At 58.6% G+C, this 14406-nt stretch carries 13 protein-coding genes; 9 read left to right on the plus strand and 4 right to left on the minus strand.

Annotated features, from left to right (window positions below; translation table 11 throughout):
* Positions 1-100 precede the first annotated feature (100 nt).
* From ACT3UQ_RS15095 to ACT3UQ_RS15105, 3 genes are all read left to right on the plus strand, one after another.
* On the plus strand, positions 101-469 hold the full coding sequence (locus ACT3UQ_RS15095; RefSeq protein WP_444629167.1) for a hypothetical protein: 369 nt from the start codon (positions 101-103) through the stop codon (positions 467-469).
* A gap of 552 nt (positions 470-1021) precedes the next feature.
* Entirely contained in the window at positions 1022-2065 is a 1044-nt protein-coding gene (locus ACT3UQ_RS15100; RefSeq protein ID WP_444637435.1) for an NAD(P)-dependent alcohol dehydrogenase, read from the plus strand.
* 148 nt (positions 2066-2213) lie between these two features.
* A complete protein-coding gene (locus tag ACT3UQ_RS15105; RefSeq protein ID WP_444629166.1) occupies positions 2214-2516 on the plus strand; it encodes a DUF1883 domain-containing protein in 303 nt (100 codons plus the stop codon).
* 79 nt (positions 2517-2595) lie between these two features.
* On the opposite strand, the gene ACT3UQ_RS15110 is transcribed toward ACT3UQ_RS15105, so the two are convergent.
* The 3 genes from ACT3UQ_RS15110 to ACT3UQ_RS15120 all read right to left on the minus strand — a co-directional run bounded on the left by ACT3UQ_RS15110 (position 2596) and on the right by ACT3UQ_RS15120 (position 4640).
* Positions 2596-3558 (minus strand): ADP-ribosylglycohydrolase family protein, encoded by a 963-nt coding sequence (locus ACT3UQ_RS15110; RefSeq protein ID WP_444637436.1) that lies wholly within the window; start codon positions 3556-3558, stop codon positions 2596-2598.
* A gap of 109 nt (positions 3559-3667) precedes the next feature.
* Entirely contained in the window at positions 3668-4180 is a 513-nt protein-coding gene (locus tag ACT3UQ_RS15115; protein ID WP_444617774.1) for a PaaI family thioesterase, read from the minus strand.
* On the minus strand, positions 4170-4640 hold the full coding sequence (locus tag ACT3UQ_RS15120; protein ID WP_444637437.1) for a PaaI family thioesterase: 471 nt from the start codon (positions 4638-4640) through the stop codon (positions 4170-4172). Before ACT3UQ_RS15120 ends, ACT3UQ_RS15115 begins: the two co-directional genes overlap by 11 nt.
* An 84-nt stretch (positions 4641-4724) precedes the next feature.
* On the opposite strand from ACT3UQ_RS15120, the gene ACT3UQ_RS15125 reads away from it, so the two are divergent.
* From ACT3UQ_RS15125 to ACT3UQ_RS15145, 5 genes are all read left to right on the plus strand, one after another.
* Positions 4725-5201, plus strand: a complete 477-nt coding sequence (locus ACT3UQ_RS15125; RefSeq protein WP_444637438.1) for a winged helix-turn-helix transcriptional regulator — start codon at positions 4725-4727, stop codon at positions 5199-5201.
* Between the two features lie 751 nt (positions 5202-5952).
* Positions 5953-6978 (plus strand): 3-oxoacyl-ACP synthase III, encoded by a 1026-nt coding sequence (locus tag ACT3UQ_RS15130; RefSeq protein WP_176484261.1) that lies wholly within the window; start codon positions 5953-5955, stop codon positions 6976-6978.
* Complete coding sequence (locus ACT3UQ_RS15135; RefSeq protein WP_444637441.1) at positions 6972-9563, plus strand: alpha/beta fold hydrolase; 2592 nt, start codon at positions 6972-6974, stop codon at positions 9561-9563. Before ACT3UQ_RS15130 ends, ACT3UQ_RS15135 begins: the two co-directional genes overlap by 7 nt.
* A complete protein-coding gene (locus ACT3UQ_RS15140; protein ID WP_444637439.1) occupies positions 9560-10576 on the plus strand; it encodes an NAD-dependent epimerase/dehydratase family protein in 1017 nt (338 codons plus the stop codon). Before ACT3UQ_RS15135 ends, ACT3UQ_RS15140 begins: the two co-directional genes overlap by 4 nt.
* A 431-nt stretch (positions 10577-11007) precedes the next feature.
* Entirely contained in the window at positions 11008-11868 is an 861-nt protein-coding gene (locus ACT3UQ_RS15145) for a prephenate dehydratase (protein ID WP_444637440.1), read from the plus strand.
* Positions 11869-12070: 202 nt separating this feature from the next.
* Here the strand turns inward: ACT3UQ_RS15145 and ACT3UQ_RS15150 are convergent, their stop codons facing one another.
* On the minus strand, positions 12071-12637 hold the full coding sequence (locus ACT3UQ_RS15150) for a TetR/AcrR family transcriptional regulator (RefSeq protein WP_096288318.1): 567 nt from the start codon (positions 12635-12637) through the stop codon (positions 12071-12073).
* Between the two features lie 153 nt (positions 12638-12790).
* Between ACT3UQ_RS15150 and ACT3UQ_RS15155 the strand changes: the two genes are divergently transcribed.
* Positions 12791-14254, plus strand: coding sequence for an APC family permease (locus ACT3UQ_RS15155; RefSeq protein WP_096288239.1), 1464 nt, complete (start codon positions 12791-12793; stop codon positions 14252-14254).
* Positions 14255-14406 lie beyond the last annotated feature (152 nt).

The following is a 14406-nucleotide window of genomic DNA, read 5'->3' on the forward strand; positions in this document are numbered from 1 at the left end:
AGGACCTGCGTCGACCGAGGAGGCAATCGATATAGCCGTTAGCCCAACTGCAGATCCCGACTCCCCCGATGCATCCCCGACTCCCGCAGCAACGGAGGAAATGACTGAGGAAGAACTCGCTGTCTGGGCAGATGAGAAGTTGCAGCAGTGGATGGACGACATCAACGAGGGCTGGGAAGACGTTGCAATGGACATCCATCAACCATCTGATTTCCTCAAGTGGTATCCGACGGACCCACACGGTCATATTGTCTCGGTCGCGGCGCCCGCATACGGCGAACTGGTCATCACGCTAGAACCCTACAAATGGGAATCGAGCCCGACCGACGACCTCGCGTATGTAGGAAGCAACACCATGCTGCGCATTGGAGAACGCGAGCCCAATCTAGAAAGGATCACGGTCCTCACACAAGATGGGAAACACAGCTACGTTGCCACTCGCGCGCAGTGGCCGCCAATGAAAGGCTAGCGCCCAACTCCAAATGCAAGGGCGAAATGCCTGCTAGCCAGTGCCCGTTCAACTGCGATGCCCTCGCGCTCCATTTGTCGCGCTGCCCCGAATGCAGTTCGTTTCAAAAGGCGAAGGAACTGATCCACGGACCGGGCCAGGGATTCATCGTCGGAAATCTTTCGGAACGCTCAGGCTAATACACGCCACTAATCGGTGGTCCCAATCCAGCCGATGAGACGCTGCGCAGACACCGGTTATTCCGCACCTTGTATTGTCGCGACCTTTTAGTCGGAGCAGCAGCCATTTCTCCGGCTATGGCAGCCCGACAAGCCACGTTCAATGCGGCGAACTCTTCCGCGGATGTACCGCCGGCCAACAACGATGAAGAGCTTAGTGTCGTCAGCTCTGGTGAGGAACCCTTTTCCATTTCCCGAAATTTGTTCCCCAGAACGGGATTATTCTCTGGATTACGTATGTTCTACCCAAAGACGCCCAAAAGACGTTACGTTTCGCGTGCCGCCATCCGGCGCGTGGACACAGGCTTACATCAAGACTAGGGAAAGAACTCCTATGACAACCATGGTCAACGCATATGCTTCCCCTTCGGCCACCGAGGGACTCATTCCCACACAGATCGAACGCCGCGAAGTCGGGCCTCACGATGTGCTAATCGACATCAAGTACTCGGGCATCTGCCACTCCGACATTCACACCGTACGTGGCGAATGGGGCCCGCAGACTTATCCGCTGGCTCCTGGCCATGAAATCGCTGGCATCGTTGCAGAGGTCGGCTCGGCTGTCAGCAAGCACAAGGTCGGTGACCGCGTAGGTGTGGGTTGCATGGTCAACTCCTGCATGGAATGCGAGAACTGCCTCGCGGGAGACCAGCAATTCTGCGACAAGTCGGTGGGAACCTACGGTGCCACGGACCGCGACGGCACCATCACCCAAGGCGGCTACTCCACCCACGTTGTCGTCACCGAGAACTTCGTGCTGAGCATCCCTGAAGGTATCGAACTCGATGTGGCCGCTCCGCTGCTTTGCGCAGGCATCACAACTTTCTCCCCGCTGAAGCACTGGGGTGCCGGTCCCGGCAAGAAAGTTGCAGTGGTGGGCCTTGGCGGTCTGGGCCACATGGCGGTGAAGATCGCCAGTGCCTTGGGTGCCGAAGTAACCGTGCTGTCCCAGTCCTTGAAGAAAAAGGAAGACGGGCTACACATGGGGGCAAGCGATTACCGCGCTACCAGCGACGAGAACACCTTCAAGGAACTGCAAAAGAGCTTCGATCTGATCATCAACACGGTGAGCGCCTCGATCAATGTCAGCGACTACCTGGGACTGCTGCGCGTCAATGGCACCATGGTCAACGTCGGCGCACCGGCAGAGCCGCTGCCGGTCAACGCCTTCGCGCTCATTGGCGGTCGCCGCTCATTCGCCGGCTCCCAGATTGGCGGCATCGAGGAAACCCAAGAGATGCTGAATTTCTGCGCCGAGCACGGAATTGGCGCAGAGGTTGAGGTCATTGCCGCCGAGCAGATCAACGAAGCCTACGAACGCGTGATGAAGTCCGATGTCCGCTACCGCTTCGTGATCGATACCGCAACGCTCGTATAAGCGAACCAAATTTGTTCGTCTGAGGCGCACACGGCGTTCGAATCATTGACCGGAGGGTTAGTGGTTCGAACGCCGTTTTTGGAGGAAACAACTTGCAGCTACACCAGAATGCTCCGTCGCTACTTGCCGAGAAATCAGGGCAAGTACATTGAGCGCTCCCGATTTCACCGAATATCAGTGGGATTTCCTTGAACGCGGTAGCGTGCTGGTGGTAACGCTCAGCGGACCCGCCAACATCAGGCTCATGGATCCGGAAAATTTCGCGGCCTTCCAGGACGGAGCCGATTACGACTTCCATGGCGGAATGGCGCGCAAGGCACCCTACAGGCTCAAGGTCCCGCAGTCCGGCCCATGGTTCTTGGCGATTGATCTGACGGGGCTAGACGTCCGCGGGGTACGCCACGCGGTGAGTGTGGATCCACCGCCGAAACTCACCGACCGCCGGCCATAGTCGATAGTGCCCGGGTGCGCCGAGAGGCAAGTGGCCCGTTGGTCAAGCCCAAAGGGTTGCACGCGGATTTCTGCGTTCCCTAGCCGGCCAATTTGAGTGAGAGATCCACTAGGCTCTCCGCATCGAGCCCCGGCCAGCCATGGAGCTTGTCCAGCCAATGCTCTGGGATAGCCGGCAGGCCATAGGCAGCACCTATCAACGATCCAGCAATCGCCGCTACGGTATCCGTGTCGGCACCGCCACGTACCGCTGCTTCCAGGGAAGCAACTAAATGCGTTGACTTCTCCCCTACGGTATCCGTGGAAACGGCAATGGAGCTCCATGCTCCTTGGAAAGCTTCCACGACCCACCCGTTGTGCGAGAAGTCGCGCGGTCGCTTGTCTTCGGCCTGTTGAATGCGCTGTTCCCAAACCACTGCGCGTGCGGGTTCTAAAAGCTGCAGCCCAATTCGAATATCCAATTCACCGGTGAGCACAGCGTGACGCACGGCAAGAGTCCACAACCCGCAAGCTTCTGCCGCCTCCTCATCGAAGTGAGTCAGCCTGCTGATAGCGGTTGCCGCTTGATAGGCCTCGGCAGGCGTGCGCTCTAGATAGGCCAAGGCGACGGGTGCCGTACGCATCAGGCTTCCGTTGCCACCCGAGCGGCCGGTTCGCCGGTGGACGGATTCGGCAGCCTTTATTGCGTCTTCTGCGCTGGGCTCGTGGCGGTTATTCTCACGCGCGGTTTCTTCGGCTTTTCCGAGGACGGAACGCGTCTGGCTGCCAACATCCGGTGCGCTCTGAGCCCAAATGGCCCACTGCCGCACCATGTAATCCGCTGCGTCACTATTGAGTGTTCTTTGGGAGTTTACGAGTGCCCGTGCAATCACGATTGCCATCGAGGTATCGTCCGTCCATTCCCCCGGCGCAAAGTCTCCGAGCCCTCCGCCGATCATGGCAACCGGGGCGTCCTGAGGCATCGGGGCATCGAATTCATAGCCAGCGCCAAGTGCGTCCCCTGCAGCCATGCCCACGAGTGCTCCACAGATACGGCTCTTCATGCCAGACGAAAACTCCATGCGGTCCCCCCCACCAGAAAATTTGACTCATACTCAGCTTCTGCTGTGTGTCTAAATTACCGTGCGCGCCCGACAAGATGGCCGGAAGCTACTACTTGTTCGAATCAAGAGGGAATACGAGAAGCGAGCTTGATGCGGTCGCAACGACCTTGCCGTTCTTATCTACGACTTCCCCTTCAGCGAAGATCACTCGCCGGCCCGGCTTGGTAACCCTCCCGGTGCATCGCAGCGGCCCACTGTCGGCAAGCACTGGACGCAGGTAGTTCACTTTGATCTCGATAGAGGTATATCCCATTCCTGCAGGAAGCGTCGAGTGCGCTGCGCAGCCGAGCGCCGAATCGAGCAGTGCACACACCAGCCCTCCGTGCACCGCACCAATCGGATTGTAGTGCGACTCCTCCGGAGTGCAGGTGAAGGTCACCGACCCCTCAGATACTTCGGCTACATCCATATTGAGATGCCCTGCGATGGGCGCCCCCGGAATTTCGCCGGAGGCCATCAGTTTCAAATACTCGAGCCCGGAAAACAACGGTAGCTGCTGCAGCGCGCTAGCAGGATCTCGCCACCTCACGACCTTTTCGTGTTCGCCAGATCTAGCTTCCATTTGTTTTCCCCTCTTCGTTCCGGGCTTCAGTAACTTGCGAAGGCAACGGCACGTTTTGCAACCGCAACTGTCCGCGGGCAAGCACCTTGGAGCTGGCAACATCTGTGATGATGACTTCCCACAATTGCTGAGTACGTCCTTGGTGTAGCGCGGTGGCTTCCACCCTTGCCAGTCCCGCACTGCCTGGCCGCAAGAAATCTGTGGCGTTATGTACACCGACGGCAAATTGGCCAAGTTCCTTCACCGCATAGCTCGCCGCGATGCTGGCGGCACTTTCAACGATCGTGGTGAACAGCCCGCCGTGCACCACTCCCCATGGGGTGTGGTGCTTTGCCCCGAGCTCCACGTGCCCACGGAGGAACGTCTTGCCAACCTCATCAACGATAAAGCCGGAAGCGGCGACAAAGTCGCTGGCCGCATCGAGCCCCATGTCAGGAAGTACGTCGTTGTTTGTTTTCATTGATTGGCCTCTCAAAAGCTAACTGTTATATTTGAAGCTAGCTAGATCGACGGGACATGTCAACGGTAAGGAGCGCTCTTCATCATGCAATGGCTCGACTATGACACCGAGAATTGTTCGATTCAGCGCACGCTGGACATCATTGGTGAAAAGTGGAGCCTAATGGTGCTTCGTGAAGCTTTTAACGGTGTGCGCCGATTTGACGCGATCCGTAATCATCTAGGGGCTTCCGAGGCGGTCATCGCTGCCAGACTGCGCACCCTTGTGGCAGCTGGAATTCTCTCGGCCACACCATACAAGGAGCCAGGCCACCGTACTCGAAACGAGTATCGCCTGACGCAAAAGGGCTTTGATCTCTATCCCGTACTTATCTCGTTGCTCCAGTGGGGCGACAAATACGAAGCAGATACGGCTGGCCCACCGCTACTGGTTACGCATCGGGAGTGCGGCGAACCGGTGTTAGCAGTTATTCAGTGCGCCGGTGCGCATGTTCTTGATTCACCACGAGAATCGCAGGTCTCCCCCGGCCCGGGGGCAAAACTCCGCAACTCCGTTATCTAAGGCCACAAGATCACAGCCCCAACTTTTCCGGAAACCGCGGCCAACTCGATCAACACCCCCGCATTCCAGAACAGATTAGTTGTCGTCAAGGCTCGCCCATGACCCGAACGCGGACAGTGGTCGATCACCCTTTAGCGCATTTCCCGCCGCAATTTGTACTTTGAGCTGTCCGAAATCAATTTTGCGTTGGTAGAGGGTGGCTCGGTATAAACCGACTACTTTCTAGCATCGCTAGCGGCGGCGCACCTCATTACCGCGACAAATACCAGCGGCATTCCTGCTATCTGCAGGGTCCAACCGCTTCTGGTCGCATCGACAAAATAAGTACTTTCGAATGACCTGGCGTTCAGCCTCCACACGCGATCATTTGGAGTTTTCAGATGTAGCCTGCATTGAGCTCAGCTACGAAGACCAGAGCCCATCACGCAATTTAGCTTGTTCGGAAAATCTTCCCCAAGGAAATCAGCAATAACCCCAGCAGAACCTCAGGAATTCGATACCTCATTTAGCTGAAATGCAAGAAACAAGTTACTGTGCAGTAACTCACCGAGCGAAAACCACTGGAATTTAGCTGAAAACCCTGAGAGTTTCTTGCTAACCGCTGAAAATAGCGCGCCCGTGTACGCAGTGCGCTCCAACAAGGAATACGGTAGAGGTAGACGTTTTTTCGTTGATGACTCTAACGCATCAAACGATTGTTACTTCGTCGCGTCCGTGAACGGCGCGACAGCCCCGACACAAAGGCTAAATTTTGAACGGCAATGCCACTTTTAAACACCACAATGTGGCCCTCTTGGCGGTAAACAGCGTACTTGCACCTGAGGTCATGAGTTCGGCAGAATTCGACGAGCGCCTGGCCCCTAGCCTCAAGCGTCTGCGCCTCTCCAAAAAGCTGCTTGAACGAGTGTCGGGTGTCAAAGAACGCCGCTGGTGGTCCGAAGGCATGGAATTTGATGATGCGGCGATTCTCGCTGGCAAGAAAGCGCTGGCTCAGGCCGGCGTTGAACCAGGCCAAATCGGCCTCCTGATCAACACTTCGGTGACCCGACGCAACCTAGAGCCTTCGGTAGCCTCAAAGGTTCACAACGGATTGGGCCTGCCGTCCTCCGCCATGAACTTCGATGTGGCCAACGCCTGCCTAGGGTTCGTCAACGGTATGAGCCTGGCTGCAAACATGATTGATTCCGGACAGATCAAGTACGCGCTGATCGTGGCCGGTGAAGATTCCCGGCCCACCCAGGAGACGACGTTCCAGCGCCTCAACGCCGAGAACTCCACCCGTGAAGACTACATGCGCGAATTTGCAACTCTGACTCTGGGCTCCGGCGCGGCTGCCGCCGTCATTGGACCGGCGGATGTTCACCCTGACGGACACCGCATTCTCGGCGGGGTTTCCCGCGCAGGAACCGAGCACCACGAGCTTTGTGTCGGCGGTCCGACCGGCATGTACACCGACACCAAAGGCCTGCTGGACAACGGCTTGGAGTTGGTAGTTGATGCTTGGGATGAAGCACACCATTCCGGCTGGGACTGGAAGTCCATGGACCGTTACGTCACCCACCAGGTCTCGAAGTCCTACACCAGCGCCATTATCAAAGCCGTGGGCCTAGTAAAGGACCGAGTGCCGATCACCTTCTCCAAATGGGGCAACGTGGGGCCTGCTTCCCTGCCAATGACCTTGTCGCAGGAGGCCGACTCGTTAAAGCCTGGTGACCGCGTGCTCTGCATGGGCGTCGGCTCAGGACTGAACACCGCGATGATGGAGATCGCCTGGTGACCGAGATCTTTCCCGGCGTAGATGCAAAATACTCGGGCTACCTAGACGTCCTTTCTACTTCGGAGGTAGACGATCCAGGAACCACCCACCTGTGGCATTTGCTGGACAACGAAGAAGAACTCATCGCGCGTGGTATCCACCCAGTCGGCACCCTGGTGTGCGTGCACGGCAATCCCACATGGTCCTACCTGTGGCGCAGCCTGCTGAGCCACGTTTCGGACAACGCCTTGCCATGGCGTGTCATCGCCGTAGACCAGCTTGATATGGGATTCTCTGCCCGCACCGGGAAGTTCCGTCGGCTGGCCGATCGAGTCAACGACCTAGGCGATTTGATCGAAGGCCTCGGACTCAACGGCAAGGTCACCACGGTTGGCCACGACTGGGGAGGAATCATTTCCCTGGGCTGGGCCGTAGCCCACCAAGAGCAGCTGGCGAACGTAATCCTTACCAACACCGCCGTACACCCTGCGGGCTTCGAGCTACCAGCCGCCCTGCGTTTGGCTTCGAACCCTGCAGTCCATGGGTGGGGCACCAAGAGCACTGACGCATTCCTTCGAGTGACTCATTCGCTGGCTCAGCCGGCCTTAGAGTCAGACGTCCGCAAGGCATTCATGGCTCCCTACACCAGCGCGGACAAGCGCACAGGCGTCGCAAACTTCGTAGCGGATATTCCTTTTAGCGAAGATCACCCGAGCCGTCCTGCATTGGAGGAGATCTCCGACGCAATTCGCTCGCTCTCCGTTCCGGCGCTCATGCTGTGGGGCCCTAAGGACCCGGTGTTCTCCGATCGCTACCTAAGAGATCTGATGGGCCGTCTGCCCCACGCTCAGGTGCACCGTTTCGAAGGCGCCAGCCACCTGTTGCCTGAAGACCGCGATATCGCCTCCCCCATTTTTAATTGGTTGGGCGCCGAACGGGATTCTAAGAACTCCTCACGCGCCACCGCCCTGAGCGACTACCGTCCGATGCTCGCCGAGCTGGATTCACGCACAGATGACCACAGCATTGCGGTAGTGGATATCAATCCCCCGCGCTCCCTGTCCTGGTCTGAGCTCGGCGAACGGGTCAATGCTCTCGCAGCTGGCCTCTCGCAGATTGGTGTCACCGCCGGATCCAGAGTTAATCTTTTGGTGCCTCCCGGCATCGAATTGACTTCGCTGATTTACGCTTGCCTGCGTCTGGGCGCGGTCATTGTGGTGGCAGATGCAGGCCTGGGCACCAAGGGCTTGGGACGTGCCATCAAGGGGGCCGGCCCTAGTTTCCTTATCGGGATCGATCGTGCACTCGTGGGCGCCAGATTCTTTGGCTGGCCCGGCACCCGAATTGCCGTGGAAAACTTGCCGGCCACCAAGCGCAAACTCCTCGGGGTGGCACATACCGTCCCCGAGCTGCTCGAGTCCGGTAATTCCGCTGCCCACGATGCGCCGACATTTGGCGAAGCCGACCCGGATGCCGATGCCGCGGTACTCTTCACCTCCGGGTCCACCGGCCCAGCCAAGGGAGTGGTCTACACGCACCGGCAATTGGCTGCCATGCGGGATACGCTGCGCGAGACGTACAATCTCAAGGCCGGCTCCGCTCTGGTAGCAGGATTTGCACCATTCGCACTTCTCGGCCCAGCTTTGGGCGCAACCTCGGTCACCCCCGATATGGATGTTACGGCACCGCGCACCCTGACCGCCGCGGCGCTGGCGGATGCTGCTTTAGCCGTTGACGCAACCACCGTGTTCGCTTCTCCTGCCGCCTTAGCGAATGTGCTGGAAACTGAAGATGCTCTAGACGGACGCCAACGCAGGGTCCTCGAAAATGTCTCCCTGATGCTCTCGGCCGGAGCACCAATTCCAGAGCCTTTGCTGGCCAGGGTCCAGGGCCTGGTACCCAATGCCCGGGTGCATACCCCGTATGGGATGACCGAGGCGCTTCCCGTGACCGATATTGATTTGGCAGGTATTCGCGCCGCCGGATCAGGGAACGGAGTATGCGTTGGCACTGCGGTCGCGGGGGCTCAAGTAGCCATTGCGCCGCTTGATTCCGATGGCCAAGCAGGCAACGAACCATTGGAAGAACCAAATCTCACCGGTGAAATCCTGGTGCGCGCACCCCACGTGAAGGATCGCTACGACAGGCTCTGGATCACCGAGCAGGTTAGCACCTCCATTCCTGGCTGGCACCGCACCGGAGACGTGGGTCATCTCGATGACCATGGACGGCTATGGATCGAAGGCCGCCTCGGCCATGTGCTGCACACCGCCACGGGCTCGAAAACACCTGTGGCAGCGGAGCAGGCAGCCGAATCTGTAGCCGGCGCCGGACGAGCTGCGGTGGTCGGTGTCGGACCGGCAGGGACTCAAGCCGCCGTAGTGGTGATGGAAACAGTCCCACCGGCCCGCCGCGCGTCTCCCGCCCCGGCCGCATTTGCGCACGCGGTGCGCACCGCGGTGGAACGAACTGGTCTGGAAATTTCGGCTGTACTCCTCGTCCCGGATCTGCCAACAGATGTTAGGCACAATTCCAAGATTGACCGTGCGGCGCTGGCAGGCTGGGCGGCGACCACGCTGGCCGGCGGAAGGATCGGCAAGCCATGAGTGAAAACCAAAGTTCCGCGCCAACCCGTCGCGTCTTAGTCACCGGCGCCAGCGGAATGCTTGGCGGCGCCATAGCAGAGCGGTTACGCACCCAAGGCCATCTTGTCCGAACCTTCCAACGCAGACCATCGCAGGGAGCCACGGACGACGTCTTGGGTTCGCTTGCGGATTCTGAGGCAGTAAGGCAAGCGACCAAGGGCATGGATGCTGTCATCCATCTGGCAGCCAAAGTTTCATTCACCGGTGCATGGCAAGAATTTGTCGACACGAATATCAACGGAACTAATAATCTGCTCAGGGCTTCCAAAGAGGCCGGAGTCAAAGACTTCGTCTTTGTTTCTTCCCCTTCGGTGGCGCACTTCGGCGAACCTTTGGCCGGCGCAACCGCCGGTGTGGCAGATCCTGAGCGGGCCCGCGGAAACTATGCGCGTTCCAAAGCGGCGGCGGAGCTCAATGCTCTTGCCCAAGATTCGTCTGACTTCCGGGTAACCGCGATCAGACCCCATGTGGTCTGGGGTCCCGGTGACACGCAGCTGGTTGAACGGGTCATTCACCGAGCAAAAGCCGGACGACTTCCGCTGCTGGATCATGGAGCAGCGCTCATTGACACCACCTACATCGACAATGCAGCCTCGGCGATAGTTCGCGGCCTCGAGCGCATGGAGTTTGCTCACGGTCGTGCCCTGGTAGTCACCAATGGTGAGCCGCGCCCGGTGGGCGAACTCATTGCAGGGATCTGCCAAGCGGGCGGCGCACCAGCCCCCCGGCTAAACGTTCCGGGCTGGCTTGCACGCGGTGCGGGATCAGTCATCGAACGCGTCTGGCTTGCGGCTGGCGCCAAGGATCTTGTACACGACGAACCGCCGATGACGCGGTTCCTTGCGGAGCAGCTGTCGACCGCACACTGGTTTGATCAGCGCGAAACGCACGAAATCTTGGATTGGAAACCTGAAGTAACCATCGCTGAGGGATTGCAAAGACTCGCTTCCCACTACGTTGAGCTGGATCGATAGATTGCATAGGAAATTAGCCGCAGAATAGTCGCCTCTGCCCGGAGGGTACATCTGGATGGCTCGCAGCGTTCTACAGCTTCTGCGCCCCGGACCTGACGGATTACTTCGAGGTGTTCCTCGAACCCGAATCGGCGTGCATCAGATACCGCTGGGCTCGGCAGACGCCTCGGATTATCCACGAGCGCTTACAGCTTGTCAGCGGGGAATCTCCACATCACGTGTCCATCCTTAATTCTCGTTCACCAGCGGAAGGCCGCAGAGACTGTACTCGGTCGCTAGGATCCGTTCTTCCACGGATAGGTGCTACCAAGCGGTCGACTACCTGGCAACTGCTCCAGCGGCAACCGCGCAGAATTCGAAAATTGGCGCGCATCAGGAAACCTTGATTCACTCTTTCTTGCAGCACGAGTACTCTGCGCTAAGTTGATTCAATGAGCAATAAGATTTCTTATCAGGGCGAAGCCGGATCGAACTCAAACATCGCTTGCACCGAGAGGTTCCCCGATATGGAAGCCGTCCCGTGCGCCAGCTTCGAGGATGCGTTTGCGATGGTCGAAAGTGGCGCGGCAGACCTCGCCATGATCCCGATAGAGAATTCCATTGCCGGCCGTGTTGCCGATATCCACGTATTGCTCCCGGAATCTGACCTTCAAATCGTTGGGGAACATTACCTCAGAATCCGTTTCGACCTGCTCGGAATTCCCGGAAGCAGCATTGAAACCGCCACCGAGGTCCATAGCCACATCCACGCGCTAGGCCAGTGCCGACGTTTGATCCGCGAACATCAGCTGACCCCGGTCATAGCCGGGGATACTGCAGGGTCCGCCCGCGAGATCCGGGATTGGGATGACCCCCGAAAATTGTCGTTGGCCCCGCCGATGGCCGCCGAACTTTACGGACTCGAGGTCCTGTCCAGCGGGGTCGAAGACGACCCAACGAATATGACCAGATTCGTTGTGCTGGCCCGCAAACAAGCTTTGCCTACCCGGGCGCAACTGCCCGATGAAGTCATCACGAGCTTGGTCTTCCAGGTACGCAACGTGCCCAGTGCGCTGTACAAGGCACTTGGCGGATTCGCGACAAATGGCGTGAACCTCACGCGTATGGAAAGCTACATGGTCGGCTCCACATTCGCCGCGACCACGTTCATGGTTGACATTGAAGGGCACCCGGAAGATCTTCCCGTACGGCTCGCCCTAGAAGAACTGGATTTCTTCACATGGGAAATCAAAACCCTCGGAACCTACGCGGCCAGCGAGCACCGGCAGGCCGGATCAGCTTCTTTCATCTGATGTTGCTCCGTCGCTCTGACACGCTTCGTATCCATTGGACGCAAATGTTCTAGGCCGCAGGGGAATCAGTCTGAGGGACTTTCATAGCCTGCGACCAAGCAGTTCTGCACCATGGCTGCTGGAGAATCGACCGTATCCGGAACGTACCCCGTAGACGTCGCAGATCACCAACGGCGTATTTCCCGTTGCGGCGTTAGGCCAGCTATTGGCGAATAGCAGCCAAATTAGCTTCAAGCAGAGCTCCGACGGTTTCGATTGCCTCCCGTACGGCATCCGGATCGGCAACAGTCAGTTGCTGAAACACTAAACCGTCCAAAGCGGCAAAGACCGCTCGGGCCAGCGGTCGTGAGTTGACGTGCCCTTGCCTACCCAAGGCACGCTGCAAAGCGTCGATATATCCCTCATAGAGCGCTTTGGCCTCATCGCGAAGGTCGGGGCGGCGGCGCGACTCCAGCACGAATTCATACTGAAACAGCTGAAGCTGCGGCTCTCGCTCGACCAGTTCGACCAGCGTACGCGCGAACCCCCCGTCTATGGTTTCCGCGGCAGACAAGTCACTTAGTCGTATAGCCCTAGATATTGCCCAGGCCACCGCCTCATGGAGCAACGTGTCCTTGGTCCCGAAGTGGTGGCTAATCAGGGTGTTGTTGACCTGCGCTACCTCGCTGACCGCACGAAAAGTAAGACCGTGGAGTCCGCGTTCGGCCACGACCGCCACGGTGGCGGCAAGCAGTGCTTCCTTGCCGTCGCCATATTTATTGTTCCGCATCGCTTTCACATACTGAGTCTAACTCCTCAACGTGGCCCTTGACACAACGAACTAAGCAGATGCATAGTTTTAACCATGTGAGGCAGACCACGCCTCGAAACCCGCGAAACACAATTCCCGCGCAGCCTCCAACTCGTGATCGAAAGGCCCCTCATGTCTGCCTCGATAGACCCCAGCAAATCCCCTCCGACGCTTCACCGCACCTTGCGGTGGCAGGATGCATTCGCCTTGGCGATGGCCGTCTCCGGAGGTCTCTTCGTATCCTTCGGTGCAACCATGGCCGCCATCGGTGCGCTGTCGGCCATGTTCATTTGGGCCCTTGCCGCAGGCATCGGCTGGGCGCAGAATCACCTCTTCGCGGAGATGGCATCCATGTTCCCCGACAAGCCCGGAGGGGTCCCGATCTACGCGCATGAGGCTTGGAAAGGACGATTTGCTCCAGCAGGTGCGCTGGCGACTTTCGGATATTGGTTCGGCTGGTCCGCCGTTATTTCAATCGTCAGTCTGACCGCCGGTGCCATCATCCAGGTCCGCTGGTTCCCGGTAGCGACTTGGGTCCTGGACTTGGGAATCCTGCAGGTAGGGCCGGCGCAGTTGATCGGTATTGTGCTAATTCTTGCACTCATGGTGCCGAACCTCTTCGGTGCACAGCCAGCGGCTTGGGTAAACAAAATCTTCGGAGCCTTGCTGCTGATCCCCCTACTTACCTTCGTGGTTGCCCCGCTGGTTAGCGGCCAGTGGGACGTGAGCAACCTGTCTTGGGGTCTAGGACAGGCCGGAGCCGACCACTGGGGAGGCTGGCAAGACGCCGCAGTATGGCTCTACCTCATCGGCTGGACCGCGTACGGCACCGAAATGTGCGCAGCGTTCACGCCCGAATACCGTAGCAAGAAGGACGCCCGCCGCGCGCTCTCCAGCTCCGGGGCCTACACGTTCATGATGTTCGCACTGGTCCCCATTGGCATCGGCGGACTGCTCAGCCAGGCCGACGCCGCAGCAGATCCCGCGGCAGTGTTTGTCAGTGGCTTCGCGGCCGTATTGCCCGCTGGCTTCGCCGGGGATGCGGCGCTGCTTATTACCATTGGAGCGCTGCTCATGGGCGTGAACGCCAGCATGGCAGACGGGTCACGCGCGCTCTTCGGAGCCGCAGTCGATGGGTTGGTCCCCCGCGAGTTCGAGAAGCTCAACCGTCATCAGGTCCCAGCCAGGGCTATCGCTGCCGCCGTGGTCATGAACATCCTGCTGGTCCTCTTCGTCTCCAACCCGATTTCCATCCTCGTGGCGGCAAATATCGGCTACCTCTTAGCCATCCTGCTGGCCGTCTCCGGTTTTCTGCTTCTTCGCTGGGATCGGCCCGACGATCCACGCAGTTTCAAGCTCGGGCGTTGGTCAATTCCACTGGCCATAGTTCTCACCATCTATGGAGCGGCAGTCTTGATCGTCGGGGCCGCTTCGTCCCAGATATCTGGATATGGAGGGCCCTTCGAGTTGACTATCGGCGTCGGCATCCTCCTGCTCTCCCTGGTCCTGTTTGTGATCCGGCGCCGATTCCAGGATCGACTGCCATTGATGCGCGAGCCGCAGGCCCCTTCAGACCTCCACGAAACCCAAGCCTAGAACTCTCTTTATTCACCCCAACAAAGGAAGAACAACCTCATGCCACAGGTATTCCACGCCCATCACACCACCACCGCATTCGAACCGTTCGAACTCGGCACCGTCCAGTGGCTCCGCCGCAATGGCGACAACGGCAATCAGGCGCTCGCCTC

Origin of the sequence: Glutamicibacter sp. AOP12-B1-11 (assembly GCF_052379245.1) — a bacterium.
GTDB lineage: Bacteria > Actinomycetota > Actinomycetes > Actinomycetales > Micrococcaceae > Glutamicibacter.

Excerpts from the sequence above, each read along its gene's own strand:
- ACT3UQ_RS15095 (WP_444629167.1), top strand. The coding sequence starts at position 101 with ATGACTGAGGAAGAACTCGCTGTCTGGGCAGATGAGAAGTTGCAGCAG.
- ACT3UQ_RS15110 (WP_444637436.1), bottom strand. The coding sequence starts at position 3,558 with ATGAAGAGCCGTATCTGTGGAGCACTCGTGGGCATGGCTGCAGGGGAC.
- ACT3UQ_RS15115 (WP_444617774.1), bottom strand. The coding sequence starts at position 4,180 with ATGGAAGCTAGATCTGGCGAACACGAAAAGGTCGTGAGGTGGCGAGAT.
- ACT3UQ_RS15100 (WP_444637435.1), top strand. The coding sequence starts at position 1,022 with ATGACAACCATGGTCAACGCATATGCTTCCCCTTCGGCCACCGAGGGA.
- ACT3UQ_RS15120 (WP_444637437.1), bottom strand. The coding sequence starts at position 4,640 with ATGAAAACAAACAACGACGTACTTCCTGACATGGGGCTCGATGCGGCC.
- ACT3UQ_RS15155 (WP_096288239.1), top strand. The coding sequence starts at position 12,791 with ATGTCTGCCTCGATAGACCCCAGCAAATCCCCTCCGACGCTTCACCGC.
- ACT3UQ_RS15125 (WP_444637438.1), top strand. The coding sequence starts at position 4,725 with ATGCAATGGCTCGACTATGACACCGAGAATTGTTCGATTCAGCGCACG.
- ACT3UQ_RS15140 (WP_444637439.1), top strand. The coding sequence starts at position 9,560 with ATGAGTGAAAACCAAAGTTCCGCGCCAACCCGTCGCGTCTTAGTCACC.
- ACT3UQ_RS15150 (WP_096288318.1), bottom strand. The coding sequence starts at position 12,637 with ATGCGGAACAATAAATATGGCGACGGCAAGGAAGCACTGCTTGCCGCC.
- ACT3UQ_RS15145 (WP_444637440.1), top strand. The coding sequence starts at position 11,008 with ATGAGCAATAAGATTTCTTATCAGGGCGAAGCCGGATCGAACTCAAAC.